Annotated in this window: 14 protein-coding genes; 4 read left to right on the top strand and 10 right to left on the bottom strand. The window is 47.6% G+C overall.

Going from position 1 to position 21,612, the window contains the following annotated elements:
* Positions 1–6 precede the first annotated feature (6 nt).
* Entirely contained in the window at positions 7–507 is a 501-nt protein-coding gene (locus QF049_RS25780; RefSeq protein WP_307541644.1) for a GNAT family N-acetyltransferase, read from the bottom strand.
* Positions 508–773: 266 nt separating this feature from the next.
* Here QF049_RS25780 and QF049_RS25775 point away from each other — a divergent pair, with 266 nt between their 5' ends.
* A complete protein-coding gene (locus QF049_RS25775) occupies positions 774–1,973 on the top strand; it encodes a methyltransferase domain-containing protein (protein WP_307541642.1) in 1,200 nt (399 codons plus the stop codon).
* A 79-nt stretch (positions 1,974–2,052) separates the two neighbouring features.
* Here the strand turns inward: QF049_RS25775 and QF049_RS25770 are convergent, their stop codons facing one another.
* The gene (locus QF049_RS25770; RefSeq protein ID WP_307541640.1) at positions 2,053–5,445 is read right to left on the bottom strand and encodes a GH36-type glycosyl hydrolase domain-containing protein; all 3,393 of its coding nucleotides are present in this window, start codon (positions 5,443–5,445) and stop codon (positions 2,053–2,055) included.
* A 161-nt stretch (positions 5,446–5,606) separates the two neighbouring features.
* Positions 5,607–6,596: a LacI family DNA-binding transcriptional regulator gene (locus QF049_RS25765; protein ID WP_307541638.1), complete on the bottom strand. Its 990-nt coding sequence runs from the start codon at positions 6,594–6,596 to the stop codon at positions 5,607–5,609.
* A gap of 528 nt (positions 6,597–7,124) precedes the next feature.
* Here QF049_RS25765 and QF049_RS25760 point away from each other — a divergent pair.
* From QF049_RS25760 to QF049_RS25750, 3 genes are all read left to right on the top strand, one after another.
* Positions 7,125–8,762 carry an AraC family transcriptional regulator gene (locus QF049_RS25760; RefSeq protein WP_307541636.1) on the top strand — a complete coding sequence of 546 codons (1,638 nt, stop codon included), beginning with the start codon at positions 7,125–7,127 and terminating at the stop codon, positions 8,760–8,762.
* Positions 8,763–8,872: 110 nt separating this feature from the next.
* Complete coding sequence (locus QF049_RS25755; protein WP_307541634.1) at positions 8,873–9,901, top strand: ABC transporter substrate-binding protein; 1,029 nt, start codon at positions 8,873–8,875, stop codon at positions 9,899–9,901.
* A gap of 78 nt (positions 9,902–9,979) precedes the next feature.
* Positions 9,980–11,692: an ABC transporter ATP-binding protein gene (locus QF049_RS25750; protein ID WP_307541632.1), complete on the top strand. Its 1,713-nt coding sequence runs from the start codon at positions 9,980–9,982 to the stop codon at positions 11,690–11,692.
* A 115-nt stretch (positions 11,693–11,807) separates the two neighbouring features.
* Here the strand turns inward: QF049_RS25750 and QF049_RS25745 are convergent, their stop codons facing one another.
* The 7 genes from QF049_RS25745 to QF049_RS25715 all read right to left on the bottom strand — a co-directional run bounded on the left by QF049_RS25745 (position 11,808) and on the right by QF049_RS25715 (position 21,435).
* A complete protein-coding gene (locus QF049_RS25745; RefSeq protein WP_307541630.1) occupies positions 11,808–13,100 on the bottom strand; it encodes an ABC transporter substrate-binding protein in 1,293 nt (430 codons plus the stop codon).
* Positions 13,079–14,854 (bottom strand): sensor histidine kinase, encoded by a 1,776-nt coding sequence (locus QF049_RS25740; protein ID WP_307541628.1) that lies wholly within the window; start codon positions 14,852–14,854, stop codon positions 13,079–13,081. Before QF049_RS25740 ends, QF049_RS25745 begins: the two co-directional genes overlap by 22 nt.
* Positions 14,855–14,946: 92 nt before the next feature.
* The gene (locus QF049_RS25735) at positions 14,947–16,596 is read right to left on the bottom strand and encodes a type 2 periplasmic-binding domain-containing protein (RefSeq protein WP_307541626.1); all 1,650 of its coding nucleotides are present in this window, start codon (positions 16,594–16,596) and stop codon (positions 14,947–14,949) included.
* A 27-nt stretch (positions 16,597–16,623) separates the two neighbouring features.
* Positions 16,624–17,493 carry a carbohydrate ABC transporter permease gene (locus QF049_RS25730; protein ID WP_076209737.1) on the bottom strand — a complete coding sequence of 290 codons (870 nt, stop codon included), beginning with the start codon at positions 17,491–17,493 and terminating at the stop codon, positions 16,624–16,626.
* Between the two features lie 15 nt (positions 17,494–17,508).
* Positions 17,509–18,369 carry an ABC transporter permease gene (locus QF049_RS25725; protein WP_235193717.1) on the bottom strand — a complete coding sequence of 287 codons (861 nt, stop codon included), beginning with the start codon at positions 18,367–18,369 and terminating at the stop codon, positions 17,509–17,511.
* A 333-nt stretch (positions 18,370–18,702) separates the two neighbouring features.
* The gene (locus QF049_RS25720) at positions 18,703–20,250 is read right to left on the bottom strand and encodes a response regulator (protein ID WP_307541623.1); all 1,548 of its coding nucleotides are present in this window, start codon (positions 20,248–20,250) and stop codon (positions 18,703–18,705) included.
* A 270-nt stretch (positions 20,251–20,520) separates the two neighbouring features.
* Complete coding sequence (locus tag QF049_RS25715) at positions 20,521–21,435, bottom strand: class I SAM-dependent methyltransferase (protein ID WP_307541621.1); 915 nt, start codon at positions 21,433–21,435, stop codon at positions 20,521–20,523.
* Between the last annotated feature and the right edge of the window lie 177 nt (positions 21,436–21,612).

Here is a 21,612-nt window from a genome sequence, read left to right as displayed (position 1 = left end):
ACGTTTCTATTTGGTCTGGATAAAATAACCCATAAGAATATCGTCCACATACTTGCCGCCGATATAAAACTCGGATACCAACCTGCCTTCCGTCACAAATCCACACTGTGTATAAAACGTAATCGCTCTCGGATTGCTGGAGAGCACACGCAGCCTGAGCTTACGAACGCCTTGTTGGGCCGCATGCTGCTTGATGGCATCCATCAATGCTGTAGCAATGCCACAACGCCGATCATGAGGGTGAACTGCAATATGAATTTCGTAGACATGACGGTTGACCGGCATACCTGTGGCTGGCTGAAAGCCAACATAACCACATACCCGCTCTCCCTGCACTGCAATCAATTGACTGCCTGGCGGGCAATGCTGCAGATAGTGCTGTCTGGAACGCCAATGCATCGGTGCAGGAGAGGTGTATTTGTCCCATACCAGGGCATCCAACTCCATTAGCTGGGCCGCATCTTTAATCTCGGATGGACGAATCGTAAATGTATGGCTGGTAAGCATAATGATTCAACCTTTCGTGCTATAGTCGACAACGCTGTACGTTACAACGTCGGGAAAGTTAAGAGAGTTAAGAACGTTGAGAAACTTAGGAATAGGAAGACATTGTTCGTTTACTTCACTATTTAAGTTTTTTGTTCTATATATTGTAGCATAGCCTCAGCTTTGACTAAAATTCCGCTCGATATTGAACCTTTTAGCAAAATGAAATAATCACTTAACCTTGCCCTAACGTCATAGTTTATACTGGTTCGATAAGGAGGGGATGCATGATGAATATCAAAGAGGCAGCAAGCAGGCTTGGTATATCGGCGAGAGCCATTCGTTTTTATGAAGAAAAAGGGTTAATTCTACCCGCCAAACAGTCCAGTAACGGGTATCGTACATACACTGAGAATGATATCTGGCGGCTTCAGACCATTGCTGCGCTACGTGAGATTGGCATGTCGCTACAGGATATTACACATGCGCTCGGAGAGATTGATCAGGGAAACCAGCAGCGGCTGGAAGAATACCTTGAGCTGCAACAGGCCGTCATGTATGCCCAGTGGATTGAGTTGAAACGTATGATGGATACAACCCAGCGTATGATTGACCTGAATCGTCAGGACGGACCGCTGGATGTCAGCCATCTGCACGACCTTGCGGACAGTGCGCGGCGTCTGCGTGAAGCACGGCAGAACTGGCATGATCGGTGGAATTATGACACCCAGGCAGCCATCCATGATCAGCGAGTGCAGGCAGAAGGCAGAGTCAGTACTGAACATTCCAATTCAGAGGGCAGGCATCATTCGGCCAATGCCTCGCCTATAAGCGATGAGAATGAAGTTTCACATCCACACCAGGATACAGATCATTCCACGCCGAGCGACTCCAATGATACGGTACAGTCTTCCTTTTATCTGTATCACAACTATGACGAAGCGCTCGAACAGACAGCTCATTGGATCTCTCCCGCTCTTGGTGAGAAAGGACTCGATATTGGTACAGGCACAGGTAATCTGGCTGGGAAACTGCTACAACACGGCGCAGACATGACTGCAATCGACCAATCCCGGGAGATGCTGCGCAGATGCCGCACCAAATATCCCGAGATGCATGTGAAACTTGGTAATTTTCTGGCGCTGCCTTTTACCGATCATTCCTTCGACTTTGTTGTATCCAGCTTTGCTTTCCATCATCTGAGTCCAGACCAGCAACTACTGGCCTTACAGGAGATGCAGCGGGTATTAACCTCGCGCGGACGTATCGGTCTAACGGATCTGATGTTTGTTGATGCGACTCACCGTGAAAACTGTATTCGCCAGGCTGAAACGACAGGACACGAGGAACAGCTGCGTGCCTTGCGCGAGCGTCACTTCCCTCTGCTGGATGAGCTATGTCGCTGGCTGGAAAAACAGGGCTACGTCACAAAACATGTACGGCATAATGAGCTGTTACATACGTTGCTGGCGGTTCCGCTGCGGTGAGCAATCATGAGTATATGCCAAAAAGGCCATCCCGCCTTGAATAAAGGAGGATGACCTTGGTGTACATCATGTTATGAAATTACATATAAATATCAACAACCGTACGCTCAGTTGCACTGCGTGCTTGTCTGAACTCATCCAGCGAGATGCTTACACCGCCCTGACGGTAACGGTTCGCTGTACGCTCGGTACGAATGTCCTTGCCGTTCACCGTTACACGGCTCACAGCACCTTCGTTCAAGTGATAGATAAACGTCACCGGCTCACCCGCATACTCGAATTCGAATTGCATGCCGTTCAGCTCAGCTGGCAATACCGGGTCAATGACCAGATCGCCGCCCTCTTGACGAATGCCAAGCGCATTGGAGATCAGCTGGTTCATGTAGATTCCAGGGCCGCTGGAGTAGATTCTCCATCCGCCTTTCACTTGTACAGTCCCTTTACGAAGCTGGTCAAAATGCTCCTGAGCCTCGTAACGTGTATTAAACTTGCCGTCTGAACTACTGAAGTACGAGTTTGCTTGGCGAATCTCCGCGTTAGGTACCACCTCACCGATACCAACCGGGTTGATCATCGCGAGACCATTCCACACCTGATCTGTCTTGCCCAGCTTCGCCATCGCTTCTACGTAACGGATATGGGCGTGTACATATTGCAAACCAATCTCACGTCCAAAGTTGGATGCTTGCTCTGCACGTTTGAAGTGTGTGCTTACACCGCCAGCATATTGAGCCGGACGATTCATCAGACGTACGCCATCCGGGCACAGGAACTGTTCACGGATCAATGCGTAATGTGATTCTGCTTGCTCCGCATTCAGCAATTCACCGATCATGCTGCGCGTCATTGGCAACAGGCGATATTGAATGCCTGTCTCTGTGTCCGTTGGATGAAGCATCAGCTTCGCTTGGTTGGCTTCTTCCATGTACACAAAGCCTGGAATCACGTCTGTGCCCAGCATGTAACGGTTAAAGTCCTCACGAATGCCTTGAGCCAGCACGTCAAGCTCCTGTGCAAAGTCTGCATCCTTGAATTTCAGCGCTTGCGAGAGCACATTCACGGACTGATACGTCAATGCCACCGTCCAACTGCTCACCATGTATTGCTTCAGCTGTGCATTGGCTGGTTGGAGCGTATCATCCCAGTCGCCATCTCCGTAGGAAGACAGGAACGTATCGTGCAGGAAGTGCGAACGGATATATTCGATCTCTTTTTTCGCGTGATCCAGTACCGTTGCCGTCTCTTCCGTGAACCCGAAGCTATGCTTGACGGTATAAGGTACTTTCTCATCCAGAATCGCATAATCGCGAGTCGCTGTCAGGTAATCCGCCAGCACTTTCAGCGGCCATACGATGATGTCGCCATGACTCTCTTCCTGTTGAATTGCAAAGTATTTATCAAACATGAACCATTGCGGCCAGTTGCCATCATCTTCATATTGGTGGGTATAAACCATTTTGATGATATCGCGAACTTGCTCATATTTTTGCGTTGCCATAAAGTACTCCACCGGACCTTGGCACACATCCCGTGTACCCCAAGCCGCGCCGCCATACTGCTCCAAACCGTGAGGCACAGAGTAGTGAACCAGCATGTTGTGGGTGTACCACCAAGCCAGCGCATTTACTTTGAACAGATCCTCTGCACTCTGACCTTCGCCACGGGACAAACGGAATCCGTTCATCACACCTGCGAAGAACTCGCGATATAACTGCACTTCCTCTTCAAACGTCAGACTTGAACCTGCTACCACTCCGCTGTCCGCTTGACCTTCCAATACCCCTTGTACCTTCAGCGTCCATTCAGCACTTGCTTCCAGACTAAGCGTTACCATAGATGCGGAACCACTGCGGATACCACTTGCCAGCAACGTTTCGTCCCCTACATTCACAGCTGCTCCATCCACGGACATGCGGTATTGCAGATCCGGATATGTTCCTGCACTAATCGCTTGTGGATCGGCCTTGAAGATCAATGTATCGCCATCCTGCGTCATATGCAGTGGATACTCGTATTCATTCACATTCATCGTAATCTGGTTTGTTACCAAGTAACGGTATGCTGTGCCACTTGTGGAGCGTACGTTCATGCTCACTTCGGTGGTGTGTGCCCCTGTATAGTTCGTCACGATGATCGTATCGGATGCCGTTTTGTAGATCCAACGTACATAGTTGAAGCCAATTTCGAACAGGGAAGGCATCGTCAGCAGGCGATATTGTCCGTCCATTTCCACATAGATGCGTTGTCCCGCCGTTTTCGGCACGTTTAATGCATTGCGGGCATTACTGATCATTTTATTAAAATTGGTATTACCAATAACGAGCTGTGAGTTGAAAATACCGTACATATACGATGTCGTCGTAATAACCTGTGCTCCAAGTTGCACGTTGCCACCACTCATCAGAATGTGACCGTGCGGACGCTCTACGAGCAATTCTTTTGCTTTCAGAACGATATGCTCATAGCTGCCTGTGAAGAAGGATAACAGTTTCTCACCACTGTGTTCTTCCTGATGACGATCAGGGAACAGATCATGAATCTCATCTTGTGTCAGATCGAGTGTAACCAGCGGTTCACCCAGGAAGGAGGACAGTTTCACCTGTTCCAACGTATCGCCATTCTCCACAGTCAGAGCCTGTACTTCATTCCATGCTGCGGTAACTTCATCTCCGAATTCCAGTGCAGAGATTCCTTCGGCATGATTAGGCTTCGCCAGTCCATAGAAGACCACCTGAGCTTCTCCGTTCAGATTCAACATCTCAGATTGCAATGCCGTGTAGGCAAATTCATACTGATAGGTCTCATTTGCCAACGTTGGGCGATTCAGGCTCTCTGGTTGATTGGTTTCCTTGTACGACAAACCGAAGAATTGGAATCCGTCTGTGGAATAACCAACTGCTTTGGTCAGGGAACCTTGTTGCATATATGGAAATGCGCCGCCCTGAGGCTGGTTTTGACGGGAACAAACGACATAACCTTTCGCTTCATCTTCAAACACCGTATGGTCAATGTATTGTGACAGATAAGCTTCATTACTGCGTACCGCACCTGGATCAGCAAGACCTACATCCTGTCCGTACACCACGTCTACGTTATGTTGTTGTCCTGTGAGCTTCACATCCCAGAACCAGACACCTTGCGTTGTAGCCGTAAATACAACCTGGTAGCCAATGCCCTGTTCACTGCTTTCGAGCTGGACTGTACCCTCCCAGATCAACTGGTTGCTGGACTGTGCTTTGCTTGTAATCACCTTGCTGTTCGAACGTACACCGAGCAACGGGAACGAGCTGATTTTCTCTCCCTCATGCACACGCAGGTACAGGTTGTTCAAAGATCCATCAATCTGGTTGCTGAGCAACTGGTTCAACATCGTTGTACCGGATGTAGCTTGGTACAGGTCTCCACTGTTCAAAAAAGTAAAGGATAACTCTCCGGCACTTAACCGGATCGGTTCATTAATCATCGTTGTCATAAGGTTCACTCCTTGAATTAGTTAAAATCGAAACGTTTCGATGAATCTGAAAAAGAATAGGGGCCTCTTCAAACCGGCTTTTTACAGCCCGTCCGGACGATAACCCCATCATTAAACTTTTACTTCAGCATGCGGGCAGTTCTTTGTTGTTCAGATTCGGTCTAAACTGAACGTACAGAGCTGCGCTCGATCATATTAATCGTTAACGTATATGAAGAGTCAACCGCTTCGCCATTGAGCATCTGGAATAACAGATGTCCGGCGAGCGACCCGGCTTCATGCTTCGGCTGGCGTATCGTTGTCAGCGGTGGATGCACATATTCGGACAACTGAATATCGTCAAAACCGATCACGGAAATGTCATTCGGCACCGATACACCGCGCTCTTCCAATGCCTTCAGGCCGCCAATCGCCATCTCATCGTTACCGTAAAATACCGCTGAGGGAAGCTCGCCCTGCATGATCATCATCTTGGTTGCACTGTATCCGCCCTCACGCACAAAGTTACCGTTCAGTCGCCATTTGGACTTTTCTTCAAGTCCCGCTTCCCGCATCGCTCGCAGATACCCTTGGTAACGGAGCGCGTTGTCATACGAGTTGGATGGGCCACTGATATAAGCAATCTTCTGATGTCCTGCCTGAATCAGGTGGCGGGTTGCAAGGTAACCGCCCTGCTCTCCATCCACCAGCACGTTGACCAAATGGTCACTCGACAGCTGACGATCCATCACAATGATCGGAAAACGATGACCGGCAGATTCTACCAGAATATCATCATGAATGTTATGCGCCAGGATGATGGCTCCATCTACTCTTTTTTCACGCAAAAATCGTACTGCCGTTGAATCCCGTCCACCCATGGAGCTGCACGCAATCAGGTCATACCCATTCGCGAGGGCTACATCCTGTACACTACGGATCAACTCCGAGTAATATGGGCCCGACAGATCGGTCAGGATCAAAGCGATCGTGTTTGTCCGGCTCCGTTTCAGGTCCATGGCAAAGCCGTTCTTGCGGTAATTCAGTTCTCGTGCTGCCTCAAGCACTTTAGCCTTGGTCTTGGCACTAACCTTGCTATCCCCGCTCAGCGCATAGGAAGCAGTCGAGAGTGCTACACCTGCGAGCTTTGCCACATCCTTAATCGTTGCCATTCCACGTTCGCTCCTTCTAAACTAGAACAAATTCTAAGGTTATCTACATTTTATACGGTACATGGTCTTAACAACCACTACATCCTATACAATCGTTCATTAATCATTTTACATAGCAATGGTATAGCTATCAATCGAAACGTTTCGAGGTATTCTCAAAAAAAATCCTTGTCTCCATCCTTAGGGTACCACTGTTAATGTTCCTCATTCCAATGTATACAAATAATGATGGTTATGACGCGTCTTTCAATCTGGCGTCCTATGAACCGTTATTGCCTAACACAATGAAACGGGTAGCAAACGTCAGATTGAAACGTTTCGACATTTTCATTATAGTCGGTGTTGATAGCGATTTCAACCACTTTATCCATTTTCCACAGAAAAATATAAAATGCTCAATCTGTCCATCCCCGTCACTTCGTTTATAGTATATACTGCATAATAGTTCAGATTCGAGAATTCCGCCAGTATACGAAGGGCATAAGAGGAATGATGCCCTTGCTACCTATGTAAGGAGACGGTTATTTAATGCATACATCCAAACCAACTTATCCTAAAAAATCGCTGTCGCACCCAGTTCCCTTGCAGAAAGTTCAGTCCATCCCTGATGTCCTGTTCAAGCTGCGCCATCTGGTGCAGATTCACGACCGCGAGGCATTCTCCCGCATAGATGAGATGTGGAGCACTCTTCATGTGCTATATGTCATTACTGCTGGCCAGGCCAGGCTGATCAGTGCAGAGGGTAAACTGACATTAAATGCAGGCTGTGCAGTCGTTCGACAAGCTGGAAGCCTGCTTCAGCACGAGAACAAGCGCGGCTCCCTGTCGCCAGTACAGGGCATTGCTATTGCTTTTGATTCCACTGAAAATGAACAGCTTTTCTGGCCTTTCGGGATACCAGCTCCCATTGCGAGTCGTACTCTCACCGATAGGGCAGTAGAGCTGGTTCAAGCAAGTTCGAAAGGCCATGATTTCAGTCCATTCAGGCCACATATGCTTTTCTATGACTTACTGGATATTTTGCGGGATCATGTGGCTCATTCTGCTCATGAAGATCACTCCTGGCTCGATGCCGTGCTCAGACATATCCATCAGATGTATACCCATCCGTTAACCCGAGAACAATTGGCACGGGATGCAAATGTGAGTCCTGAGCATTTTTCACGGGAGTTCAAGAAACACACAGGTCTTACGTTTGTTGAATATGTGACTCGTCTCAGAATCAGGATGGCTCAGGAGCATCTGTTGTTCGCGAACCCTACGCTACAGGAGATTGCACAACTGACAGGCTACAGGGACACCTTTTATCTGAGCCGCAAATTCAAACAGATGGTTGGATCAGCACCAACACACTACCGGAAAATGCCCAAAAAGATTGTATCTTTGACTTACAACTATACGGCCTCACTTCTGGCACTGGGCCACACTCCCCACATGGGCGCCGTAGCCAGCTGGATGGAAGAAAAACGTGGTGAACCTGGTCATGAACAATTTGAGCAACATTCCGAATATGAGCTGGTTAAACATCCAGAGCTGATTGCGAATGCTCATCCTGATGTCATTATCGGTTATGCACCACATCCCGCTTCTGATGAACTACGTCTGATCGCACCGACCATTCTGATGCCCTTTGAGGAACTTGATTGGCAGGAGCAGCTTCTTCATCTCGGCCGAATTACTGGGCTTGAGTCCAATGCACAAGCGTTGTTAGATAAATATCATCAACTTGAGCAAGAAGCCAATCATACGTTGGACCAACAGATAGAAGGAACACGAGGGTCCGCCGTTTGCATGTTTATGATTGGAGAAGACGGGGCTTATATCTACGGTCATGGCTGGGGCAGAGCTTCTCATGTGCTGTATCAATCACTCGGCTTCACTCCACCGTCACGGATGGAACAGGATGGACAGTTACTTACGGGGTACGTTCATGTTCCGTTGTCCGAGATTCACTTATATGCAGCAGATCACATGTTTGTTGCCTACCCTGAGGAACCTGCCGAACGAGAAATGCTGGATAACCTGCTGAATCAGGAATCTTGGGGCACTCTCTCCGCCGTTCGTGAAGGACGTGTATACGAGATTGATGCCGACATGTTCTATGGATTCGATCCCTTGTCTGTTATGGAGCAGTTGCAGCATATCATGCGTCACCTCACATCATAATTGTCCATGCAGTATTGATCATAGTTGTCCATGTACAAATATCACGTCTTCCTCTATGTTATTAATGAGAATAATAATCATTATTGATTAAACACAGGGGGAACAAGAATATGTTTGCTGCAAAAAAACGCTTTTCCGGCTTGCTGCTTATGCTCGCCATCATTATGATCCTGGCTGCTTGCAGCAGCGGAACAGGCTCGACTGCCACTGAACAGACATCGGCAGCGGGAACTGAAACGACAACAGGCTCTACCGAGACTAACACAGACACGTCGTCCGGTTCGGATAATTCAAATGCTACGCGAATCTACAAGTCATTAAGCGGGGATGTTGAAATTCCGGCTGAACCGAAACGGATCGTTACCGATATGTACGTAAGTGATCTGCTTGCACTGGGTGTGAAACCCGTTGGGGCTGTTCAATATTATTTGGAGAACCCGTTCTATGCCGAGCAGGTGGCGGGCATAGAGAGTATTGGTGATCGGGCGGCGGTATCCATGGAGAAGGTTGTTGCCTTGAACCCGGATCTGATCATTACCTACTCTGATCAAGCCGAAGAGATTGAAAGTTATAAAAAAATCGCACCTACCGTGGTCATCCCGTATGGTACATTCACCAATGTGCATGACGAAATCCGGGGATTCGGAGAACTGATGAACAAATCCGAAGCAGCCGAAGCTTGGCTGAAAACGTACGATGAACGGATTGAAGCTGCTCGCGCTAAGGTGAAAACCGTCATTAAACCGGAGGAAACCTTCTCCATCCTTGAAGTATCCGACAAAAGTTATTATGGATATGGAGACAATTTTGGTCGAGGCGGACAAGCGGTCTACAGTGCTTTGCAACTTGCCCCACTCGAAATCACCAAAAAGGAACTGATGGGTGATACCCAATGGAAAGAGATTTCGCGTGAAGTTGTTGGTGATTATGCAGGGGATCATATCTTCTTAACCGTTGGAGAGAACAATAAAAATTACCAAGGCGACTCCATCTGGCAATCCCTGCCGGCTGTGAAAAACAATCAGGTGTACGAATTGCTGGAAGACCGTTACTGGTACTTCGACCCGATTGCGATTCAAGGTCAGGCTGAGGAATTCGCCGATATGATCGTAGAACGTGCCGAGCAAAACCGCAAATAACATAAGCATGAATTCAGGTGTCCGGACAGGCTGATCAGCCTGCTCGGGCATTTGTGTCATATCGAGGAGGACTTACATATGCTTCGCCGTTTCATGTCTTATTATCGCCCTTACAAAAGGCTCTTTATATTGGACTTTTCCTGTGCCATCGCCGCCGCGCTGCTGGAGCTGGCCTTTCCACTCGCCGTTAACCGGGTTGTCGATCAACTGCTTCCGGCTGGCAATTGGTCCATGATCTTAGCGGCATGTGTCGGACTACTCGGTATCTACCTGCTCAGTTCCTTTTTCCATTATGCAGTCACCTATTGGGGCCACAAGCTTGGTATTAACATCGAATCCGATATGCGGCGTGAACTGTTCCAGCGTGTACAGAAGCAGTCCTTCCGCTTCTTCGATAACAATAAGACCGGGCATCTGGTCTCCCGCATGACCAACGATCTGATGGATATTGGTGAGATCGCGCATCACGGACCCGAGGATCTGTTCATTGCCCTCATGACACTGGCCGGAGCTTTTGGTATTATGCTGGGGATCAACTGGCAGCTCGCTGTGATGACGTTTATCATCGTTCCGCTGATGATCTACCTGTCACTGTATTTCAGTCGCAAAATGTCCAAGGCGTTCAAGCGCATGTTTGCGGATATCGCCGATTATAATGCACGGGTTGAGAACAATGTGAGCGGCATCCGTGTGGTACAAGCTTTTGCCAATGAAAAACACGAAGTAGGACGTTTCGTTGAGAACAACGAACGTTTCCGGCTTACAAAACTAATCACCTACCGTATTATGGCCTGGAACTCTTCACTCAGTTTTATCCTGATGAAATTTGTATCGCTGTTTGTATTGGTGTGCGGAACCTGGTTTGTTATTCAAGGCAGTATGACTTACGGAGAATTCATCGCTTTTGTGATGTTATCCAATGTATTCCTCGGACCGATCGAGAAGATTAACTCCGTCATCGAGACGTACCCCAAAGGCATCGCCGGATTCAGACGTTACCTGGAGCTTCTTGAAGCTGTACCGGATGTAGAAGATACACCACAGGCTAAACCCATTCCGGATGTGAAAGGCGATATTGCCTTCCATAACGTTACCTTTTCTTATGGAGAACACAAACCTACGCTGTCTCAGGTCAATCTGGATATTCAGGCAGGCCAGACGGTTGCTCTGGTTGGACCTTCGGGCGGAGGTAAAACGACGTTATGCAGTCTGATCCCACGTTTCTACGATGTCGATGCGGGACATATCTCCATCGATGGCATTCTGGTGAAGGATATGACGCTGGAATCACTGCGCTCCCATATCGGGATTGTACAGCAGGATATTTTCCTGTTTGACGGAACGATTCGTGAAAATATTGCATACGGCAAACTGAATGCTTCCGATGAAGAAATCTGGCAAGCCATTCGCCGGGCCCAATTGGAAGAGCTGGTACAGTCCCAGCCAGATGGACTCGATACCATGATCGGTGAACGTGGCGTGAAGTTGTCCGGCGGACAGAAGCAACGTCTATCCATCGCAAGAATGATCCTGAAAAATCCGCCTATTCTCATTTTGGATGAAGCCACTTCCGCACTCGATACCGAGACGGAAGCTGCTATTCAGCTGGCCTTATCCGAGCTGGCACAGGGACGTACAACATTGGTGATCGCCCATCGACTGGCGACCATCAGACACGCCGATCGCATCGTGGTCGTGGAGAACGGCACCGTCGCTGAACAAGGAAGTCATGAAGAACTGCTCGCGCGTAAAGGCTCGTACAGCCGACTGCATCAAGCCCAGTTTGGGTAAGGTAAGACTCAAAAACTATAAGTTCAATATATAAGTTGTACAAATAAGTCACTACAACAGCAAAACAACCTTCCTTCTGTACTAGAGGGAAGGTTGTTCTTGTATTTACTACTCGTTATAACTGCCCACCCAGTATTCCGTTCGCCCGTTCACGGAAATCCTTCGCCGCCTGCTCAGGCGTAATTTTGCCAAACAACAGCAGATCATACAACTCACGCAGCACCGCAGTGACCTCGGGTGCACCTACAGGATCAGGTGGGTCCATCTGGCTGCTGTGATCGGCAACCCAATCAATATAGTCAAACACCTGCGCCAGCTCTGGTTCAACCACCAGCTTCATCCGCTCTTTGACACTGGATGAGACAGGCACACCCCGCTCCCCTTTGAGCAGCAGATTGGCATCCAAATCATTCACAAAAAAGTTGATAAACTTGGCAGCTTCTTCCTTATGTCTGGAATTGCCCGCCATGGAGAAAAACATACCTGGCTTCAAAAACAATCCATCCTGGCTGTTTGGCCCAGGCATCGGGGATATGGTTAAGGGTTTGCCATAACGCTGAGTGGTACTGATAAATTGGTTGGAATACCCCCAGCTAAACAAAGCCTCTCCCAGATAAAACGGGTCGTTATCAGGCTGGCCAATATCTGATGTCCAGATATCCGGTGCAAAAATAAGCTTCTTCTCTGCGAGCTGCTGCATCCTGCCAAAGTACTCAATAAACAGCCCATCATCCTCATAACCCAACCTCTTGCCATCCTCCGCGTACAGCTTGGAACCATACTGTCTCAAGTAATACGCGAAAAACTGTTCCGGCGTGAAATAGGTTCCCAGATAGATGCCTTTCCCGAGCAATTGCTCGCCCATCCGGTCAAAATCCGCCCATGTCCACGTATCCGTTGGCAATTCAATATCATTGGCCTTTAACACTTCCGGATCATAGATGCTGAGCATGGCGTTAACCCCCAAACTGAGACCATAGGTTTTTCCATTCAGGCTACCACTCTCCAGCTGTTCCTTCTCAATATCTGTCGTGTCAATCAGTCCGCTCTGCATGTACGGCGTCATATCCTCCAACAGTTGCAACGAACTGTACTGGGACAGATAGGAGATGTCCATCTGGATAATGTCGGGCAACGCATTGCCTGCTGCATGAGGGGCAAGTTTTCTCCAGTATTCATTGAAACTGCTATATTCGTATTCAATGTTCACATGTGGATTCAACTTCTCATACAGGTCGATAACGGCTATCGTTGCATTGTTGCGAAACTCCCCACCCCACCAAGCGATTCGCAGCGTTATCGGCTCTTCTTCCACAATCATGCCTGGCCTTTGATCCAACTGGTTCACGCAGCCAGGAAGAGTCAGCATAAGGCAGAGCGTGCCTATCATTCGCATCCATCTTCCCATAGCTTCTCCTCCTTACCTGGTGATGGGGGTGGCAGCAGCACCGTTACTCTCGTTCCACTCCCCGGCTTGCTCTCCAGCAGAACATCATATTCTTCGCCGAAAGCCAGACGTACCCGCTCCCTGATATTCAGCAGACCAATACCTGTGCCTCTGGTTTTCACTTCACCGCGCAGCACCTGTTCCACATATTCGGGTTCCATGCCGGGACCGTGATCCTCCACGATCAGGGCCAGCTTGCCACCTGATATCTCTGCATACACTCGAATCAGACATGATCCAACCTGTGGTTCCAAACCGTATTGAATGGCATTCTCCAGTAGTGGCTGTAGGGTCAACTTGGGAATGGCACAACCCAGGTAAGAAGCAGGCACATCCATACGGAAATCCAGCCGCTGCCGGAAACGGTAGGTCTGAATGGTGATGTAATGATTGACGATCTCCAGTTCTTCGGCAATGGTAATGATATTTTGCTTGAAGCTGATGGAGGAACGCAGCAAATAACCAAGTGACAGCACCATACTGGAGATTTGCTCCTGCCTGTTCTTTTTGGCGAGCCAATGGATCGAGTCCAGCGCATTATACAGAAAGTGAGGATTGATCTGCGCCTGTAGCGCCTTGAACTCCGTTTCTTTAATGACCAGCTGGCTTGCATAATTTTCTTTGATCAATGTATTAATATGTGTAATCATCAGTCGGTACGTACGTTGTAACAATCCCAGTTCATCCATGTGCTGGTGCGTTGGAATGGACAGATTGGCATCCATATTCTCCAGATCCCCATACTGAACCTCCTTCATCTGACTGATGAGCTGCCTGATCGGCCTTGTCAGACTTCGTGCGAACACCATACCAAGCGCGAGAACAACCAGAATGGCGATAAGATAAACGACGATCAGTATATTTTTCAACCATATAATACGTTCAAAAATTTCATCATAAGAGGCCATATTATAATACACCCAGCCGGTGTATGCGGATTTCTTCTGGGAAAGAAATATTTCCCTCCCATCCAGATTTTTGATCTCATATCCCCCACTGCCTGGAAGTGGATTCAGCCCCTCGGACACCGCTTCTGGAAGCTGGCGATAAGGATACACCACATCACTGCCTGCTTTTAAAATAATGTCACTGTCCTGGCTATCGATGCCCGCATACTCCTCAACGAGTCGCTCGATATTAATACGCAGAAACAGTATGCCTACTGGTTCCAGGGTCATCGGTTCATAGGCTCGCACTTGACGCACCATAACCAGCATCGGGTCATCGTCATCCGGGTATAGCCAGCGCACTGCACCATTGGCCTGCTCCGCAGCCGCAATCATCCGATCATATTTTTCCTGAGATACGGTTAGCGTTTCACCATATTTATTCACTCTTCCCCTGGAATCAATCAGATGAACGGACTGCACATAACGTGCAGCCCCACTAATATGCTCCCATAGCCGATCCGTGATCTTCTTTCGTTCAATAAAACTCGAATATGCGCTATCGTCATCCAGCAACGACTTCAAGGCTCTTTGAATCTGCGTATCGGAGATCATGTTTAATGATAACGCTTCCAACTTCTGAAGTTCAACATCCACTGTAGACGAAGAAAGGTTCAGAAGACGAGACGACTTATCAAACAGCTGTTTGTCATACACCGAATACGTGTAGTACAAGGACCCAAACGCCAAGATGATGATAAACGCCATCATGAACATAATCATCAGAAACATTTTCATTTTGATGCTGAGTTTGCGGTAGGCTGTCATGACCAAAGCGCTCCTTTGAACCACGTGATACTACTAGGTATATCACATGCAGGAAGGTTTTCCCAAAGTTTTAGCGCTCGATTTCTCACGTATTATTTGGACTGATATCGGTCATAGGCCGCCTGATGAACCTCAATCGCCCGGTCAATGCCCATGCTCTTGATTGTTTCGGCCATCGTGTCAAATTCGGTGATCGGCTTCTGTCCGCTAATGATGGCAGTCATCGTCTCATTTAAATACGTATTCACCTGGCTCATGATGGACGTACTTGTAGTTACCTCATCTGTTGACAAACGAATTGGGGGAATCGTTAATGCTGAGCTTGCTTTCATCCATTCCGCATTTGCCGCACGCTGTCCATCGTCAAATAATAATGCATCCAGATAACGGCTATCCTGATTGATTGGACCGTCCATAATGGATAAGGCATAGGAGGCCAGTGCCTGGTCATACGTCAGACCGTTCGGATTATTAATGATGGTATCTGTGAATTTGACACCTTCCCCATCACGAACGTAGCTGTCATTTTCGATACCAAAGTTGAACAAATCACTACCCTCTTCGCTATAGTTGTAGTCCATCCACTGTACAATATATTTCAGTTTTTCTTCGTCTGCGGAAGCTGTAATGGCCTCACCATAACTTAGTACCTTATTCTCCAGATTGAAGGTAGCATAAGAAGTGCCATCCGGAGATACAGGCCACGGTACCCCAGTTACATTAAAGTTCGGATCGGTATCTCTCATCAGATTGAAGTATTTCCCCATACCACTGAACACACCACCCTGATATGCGCCTGCCAGATTGCTGGTAACCTTATAGTCGAATGCTTTACCGTCATTGGTCATGATCTCGGGATCAATCAGCCCTTCCTTGTACCACTTGGCCATGGTCTCCAAGAAATCACGGTAGCCCGGCTGAATCGGTCCGAATTCCACCTTGTCCCCATTCATCTGGAAGCCACCAATTACACCAAAGGCCGCGGCAAAATCATGGAGCTTAGTCAGGTTACCCGGTCCCCAGTTTCCAGTGAATGGCAGCTCATCTGGCTTGCCGTTGCCGTTGGGGTCCTGTTCCTTGAATGCCTTAAGCACCTTATACCACTCATCGATGTTGGTAGGTACCTTAAGGTTCAATGCATCAAGCCAGTCCTGGCGCATAATTAAACCGGAAGTGGCATTCAGCTTCAATGCATCCAACTTCAGCAGCGGGAACATATAGATCGTGCCATCGTCGAGTGCAATCTGTTTCTTCACATCCGGATCGGATTCAATAATCCGCTTTAAGTTCGGTGCATAACTGTCGATCAATTCATTCAGCCGGATGATGCGACCGTCTTTGATCATTTTTTCCGGTCCGCCAACGGCATCCGCCCAGTTATAATAGATGACGTCCGGAAGCTCCTTTGTGGAGATCAGCAGATTGAACTGGTCACGCTGTTGTCCAAGCGGAGGATGTGTGAACTTCACTTGGATACCCGTCAACTTCTCCTTTTCCTTATAAGCTGCCATATCGCCAAAATTGTTCAAGGAAGCCGTCAATTTGGCATCATTGGCGCGCCAGTAGTCAATGGTAAAAGGCTCACTTGTAATCGGTAGCGGAATCTCGGTCAACGCCTGAACCGCAGGTTCTGTTCCTTCTGCTGGCTCTGCGTTACCTGGTTCATTATCACCCGTACAGCCCGCCAGTAAAGACATGGTAAGTAGCGATGACAACAAGATGGACCCCATTCTTTTTTTCACGTAATTCGCCTCCATAGGATACATTTTTTATTGTTTCACAGCACCGATTAGAGCGCCCTGAACAAAATAACGTTGGATGAACGGATATACCAGCATAATAGGCAGCGTGGAGATAATAATGGTTGCATATTTGATGTTCTCCCCAATGGCAAAGCCGGTATCAGCGCCAGCGCCCATGGCCTCCGTACTGCTGCTGATGAGAATATCACGCATAATAATCTGGATCGGATACAACTCCTGACTGCGTAGATAGAGCATCGGTCCGACATAATCATTCCAATGGTCAACCGCATAATACAGCATCATGACCGCTAGGATTGGCTTTGACAAAGGCAGTACAATTCGGAACAAAATCAGAAAGTCATTGGCGCCATCAAGCTTTGCCGATTCAATCAGACTGATCGGAATGCCCTCAAAGTTTGTTTTCATAATGAGGAAATAGAATGTGCTGATGGCACCCGGAATAATAAGCGCAAAACGGGTATCCACCATCCCCAGATTTTGAATCAGCAGAAAAGTTGGGATCATGCCCCCGCCGAAAAACATCGTGAACGTAATCAACTTCATCAACGTTTTTCTGCCCATCAGATCACCGCGTGACAGCCCATATGCAGCCAGTGAAGTCATGAGCAGATTGATGGCGGTACCCACCACAACATAGAACAAGGTGTTCATGTAGCCCGTATAGATGCGAGTATCCTGAAATACCGACTTGTACGCTCCCAGCTGAAAACCTTCAGGAATGAGCATCAGTGAACGGGAACGCAGCATCTGATCCGGGTCGCTGATTGAAGAATTGAACACGTACAGCATCGGGTAAAAGCATAAAACCATGATCACCAAGAGCAGCAGTGTATTAAATACATCAAAAAGTCGTTCCCCTATAGACTGTTTCATCGCTTCACCTTCCGATTACCATAGACTGGTTGAGTTAAGCTTTCTGCTGATCGCATTTGCGATAATGAGCAGCGCGAAATTAATGACGCCGTTAAATAGTCCAATGGCGGTTGAATACGTATAGTTCCCCTCCAAAATACCGGATCGATAGACAAAGGTGGATATGACATCCGATGTCTCATAGGTCGGTGCCGTTTGCATCAGCAATATTTTCTGAAAATCCGCGTTCATGACTGCCCCCATGCGCAGAATTAACATGATTACAATCGTTGGCATAATGCCCGGCAGTGTAATATGTAACAGCTGTCTCCAGCGGCCTGCGCCGTCAATTTTGGAAGCCTCATACAACTGAGGATCAATACCACTTAGTGCTGCCAAAAAGATAATCGAGGCCCAGCCTGCTCCCTGCCATATGTTGGACAGGATGTACATCGGACGGAACATATCTTTTTCCGCCAAAAACATAATTGGCTGCAGATCAAAAAAGTCACGAATGACGTTAAATAACCCACCGTCCAGAGATGAGAACGTTTTCAACATTCCAACCACGACGACAACCGAGATGAAATGCGGCATATAACTAATGGTCTGTACTGCGCCTCTGAACCACTTCTTCCGGACTTCATTCAGCAGCAGTGCTAGTAGAATCGGAGCCGGGAAACCAAACACAATACTGTAAAAACTCAAAATCAGTGTGTTCTTAATCAGTCGCCAGAAATAATAACTTTCAAAAAACATGGTGAAGTTGTCAAATCCAACCCATTCGCCTGCCAAGATTCCTTTGATTGGGTTGTAGGATTCCTGAAATGCCATCAGTAGCCCGTACATTGGCCCATAGCTGAAAATCAGATAGTAGGCTACCACAGGAACGAGCATCAGATAAACGTATCTGTTGCGGACAAGTTCCTTTTTCACCGAACTCCATTTGCCAGCTGGCTTCAAACGCCCAGGTTCAATCCCCCGGCTTCGATTCAGCTCCATCCACTCAACCTCCACTCCCGATGTTCATTCACTAACATGACACTTCTAATGATAGAATCGAGCGCCTTTTCTTCCCATGCTCATTTCCGATAAATGGATGTTCAAAACCGAGTTCCGTCCGACAAAAAAAGACCCTGCTGCCGATGGATGGCGTACAGGGCCCGATCACAGATTAGATGTAGATCGGATATACAGGTAAGCTATGCAGAAGCCGGTAGCAACGCTGTTCTAGGGTACTTTTTTATACTCGGAAGGGGAGAATCCCGTGTATTTCTTGAACATTTTGCTGAAATACGGCCAGTTGGCACCAAAGCCTGTCTGTTCGGCAAGCGAGGATACAGTGCAGTTCCCGTCCTGATCCAGAAGCTCCAACGCTTTACGGATGCGGTAGCTTAACACATAGTTCGTAAATTTCTCACCAGTTTCTTTTTTGAACATTTTGCCGATGTAGTCTGGATTCATATATATTTCCCCAGCGATGGACTGGAGTGTCAGTGTCTCGTCCCTGTAGCGTTTCTCTACCAACTGTTTCACACTACCTACCATCTGCGATTGTCTGGAGCGATATTGTTCATAGCGGCGCAGGGTGATTTCCTTGCCGACAGCAAGCAGAAACTGTTGAAAAGAATGCAGGGTGCTGGATTCAATCATGCCTGGCAACTGGTCCATATACCTTTTCATCTCGGCAGAGCCACTGAGTCGAATCATCTCCATAAACATCTGAATAAGATAGGACTTTGTTTGGGATATATCGTATCGCAAGCTGGCAAGCATCTGAAACATCCGGTTCAGCTCTGATCCAACTTCCTGCCAGTGTCCCGCCTTGATTGCAGTAACCATCCGCTCCGGATCGTATTCGAATTCAGGAAGAATGCGCTCTCCGGGAGAGTAAATATCCCGCTCCATAATGAGACTGCCCTCACCGAGGTAAAAGCGGTAATTGAGATACACTAGCGTCTGCATGTACAAATGGCGTGCCTGCGAAAGGTCTCCTGGCTCGCTCAGTGCAATCGTGAGATCGTCATGATAATATCGGGTAAATGTGGCGCGAATCTCATCGATATTATGGAACAACTGCGTTTCAGACAACTTGTCCTCCATAATTAGTAACACATGCCTTCCAACCGTGGCACTTAAGATGGGATTGTGAAAAATATCCTCGGCAATGTTCTTGACCGCGAACAAGTGCAAATACTCATGATCCCCCTCGATCTCTACCAGCAGCAACCGCACACGTTGATCCTGAAACTGTACATCGAATAATTCCTCGAAATACTTCCATTCCTTGACCCCGTATGTTCTGTTCGTGACCAGCTCTTTCAGAAAATATTCCTTGGCATGTGGCAGTACACGCTCCAGATTATATTGGATCGACTGCACAAAACGCTCCTGATCGGTTAACTCCCTCTTCTCACTGACCAGTTCACTAATAGCCTGTACGAGATGCTCTTCACTGCAGGGCTTGAGCAAGTAGTGCTTCACCCCATACTGCATGGCGGTCTTCGCATATTCAAACTCCGTAAAACCCGTGAGCATGATAAACGAGATATGCTGATACTTCTCTGCCACAGCTTCAACCAGCTGCAACCCATCCATTCCCGGCATGCGGATGTCCGAGATGATGATATCCGGGCGTTGCCGCTCAATTGAAGCAAGCGCTTCCAATCCATCTTGAGCAATGCCGATCAGTTCTGTTCCTAATCGGGACCAGTTCACCACACTGGAGATCCCGTCCGAGATCATAAATTCATCATCAACCAGCAAAACCTTGTACATCGTATGCATCCTCCTGCCTTTAACCAGTTCCATTCTATTATATGGGCATTATGCACAAATAGAGGGGAGGACATTGAATGACATGGAATTGCACCCTAACAAGTCTGATTTCTGAACATTTGTATCACGTGTGAAGTTATTGGCTACCGGATCATGGTTTATGCTGGCCCTTTGTTCAAACCAAACAACCTTCACCCTGCCACAAGGTGAAGGTTTGCCGTTGCTATGCAAATGCGGGCTATATAGGTGACCATACATGCCCGGATCGATTTATTTTTTTACCGCGTGAATAAAATGTATCGTTTCAAATGCCCTTAGATGATCGATTCGATCCTGGAAAAACTGTTCCTGAATCGCCTCCGGAGTCAGATGCTCATAGATAAGCAACCCCGCTTCATCAAGCAAGGCCTCTATCTCCGTGTATGCGTACCCGGATTGCATCGGCTCACCACCCATTGCAGCCAATTTAACCATATTTTCAACCCGATTAAACATTCCTTTTTCCTCAAAAAGGTGCTCATCTGCATAATCCAGAACTATAGAGCTTCCGATTGGCAGGTTTGCAAACACATGACGAATCACGTTAAACAGATCATTTTTGGGCAAATAATACGAAACACCCAAGAGGCTAGCCAACGTCTTCCGTTTCTTCAACCATTCAAGAGTCAAGTTGTCATTCGAAAGCTCACGCGTAAAATCCATGGGTACAAAGTGAAGATTGTCCGGAATAGTCAGCTTGGCCTGATTCAGCCGCTCCTTCTTGAAGTGCTGTGTAGCCGGATAATCCACTTCAATGATATCCAGCGTGTTCTCCAATTCCGGATGCCTCAAAGCAAACGTATCCATCCCGGCGCCAAGAATGACTACCTGCTTCAATCCCAACGCAACTTCATGCAAAAGTACATGCTCACAGTAAGCGGCCCGAGCCAGAGTTATTGGAGATAACTGTACCTGGGTAATCCATTTTAGAACCTCTTCCGGGTCGTCCTTGAGCTGTTTAGCCATATCCGGGTTGAAAAAATGAATGCCTCTAACCATGTTATTGCTGATATCTGAAAACTCTTGAGGAGAGATCAGCAATCTCGCCATAAAATCATCAAAAATGAGGGGTGTGTCATGTTGGCTGTGATAGGCTCGGCCAAAAGTCGAAATCAATGATGTGATACTGGATTCATTTTGCTTCATACTTATTCCTCCCGTACAAACAAAAATAAGATTCCCCTGGCCAGGAGAATCTTATTATATACGGAATATTTTTATATGTAAATTATAGCATAAATATATTTTTTTGTCAACTATAATTTACGAATGAGCAGACAGATTACAGTGGATTTACCGTCCACTTCAACTCGTTCTTCCTTC

Origin of the sequence: Paenibacillus sp. W4I10, assembly GCF_030816325.1 — a bacterium.
Lineage (GTDB): Bacteria > Bacillota > Bacilli > Paenibacillales > Paenibacillaceae > Paenibacillus > Paenibacillus amylolyticus_B.
The sequence above is the reverse complement of the archived record's forward strand: the minus strand, read 5'-3'. Positions and strand labels throughout refer to the sequence as shown.

Bases quoted from the DNA above. Each gene is read 5' to 3' on its own strand.
- QF049_RS25780 (WP_307541644.1), bottom strand. From the start codon at position 507: ATGCTTACCAGCCATACATTTACGATTCGTCCATCCGAGATTAAAGAT.
- QF049_RS25775 (WP_307541642.1), top strand. From the start codon at position 774: ATGATGAATATCAAAGAGGCAGCAAGCAGGCTTGGTATATCGGCGAGA.
- QF049_RS25770 (WP_307541640.1), bottom strand. From the start codon at position 5,445: ATGACAACGATGATTAATGAACCGATCCGGTTAAGTGCCGGAGAGTTA.
- QF049_RS25765 (WP_307541638.1), bottom strand. From the start codon at position 6,596: ATGGCAACGATTAAGGATGTGGCAAAGCTCGCAGGTGTAGCACTCTCG.
- QF049_RS25760 (WP_307541636.1), top strand. From the start codon at position 7,125: ATGCATACATCCAAACCAACTTATCCTAAAAAATCGCTGTCGCACCCA.
- QF049_RS25755 (WP_307541634.1), top strand. From the start codon at position 8,873: ATGTTTGCTGCAAAAAAACGCTTTTCCGGCTTGCTGCTTATGCTCGCC.
- QF049_RS25750 (WP_307541632.1), top strand. From the start codon at position 9,980: ATGCTTCGCCGTTTCATGTCTTATTATCGCCCTTACAAAAGGCTCTTT.
- QF049_RS25745 (WP_307541630.1), bottom strand. From the start codon at position 13,100: ATGGGAAGATGGATGCGAATGATAGGCACGCTCTGCCTTATGCTGACT.
- QF049_RS25740 (WP_307541628.1), bottom strand. From the start codon at position 14,854: ATGACAGCCTACCGCAAACTCAGCATCAAAATGAAAATGTTTCTGATG.
- QF049_RS25730 (WP_076209737.1), bottom strand. From the start codon at position 17,493: ATGAAACAGTCTATAGGGGAACGACTTTTTGATGTATTTAATACACTG.
- QF049_RS25725 (WP_235193717.1), bottom strand. From the start codon at position 18,369: ATGCTCGTTCCTGTGGTAGCCTACTATCTGATTTTCAGCTATGGGCCA.
- QF049_RS25720 (WP_307541623.1), bottom strand. From the start codon at position 20,250: ATGTACAAGGTTTTGCTGGTTGATGATGAATTTATGATCTCGGACGGG.
- QF049_RS25715 (WP_307541621.1), bottom strand. From the start codon at position 21,435: ATGAAGCAAAATGAATCCAGTATCACATCATTGATTTCGACTTTTGGC.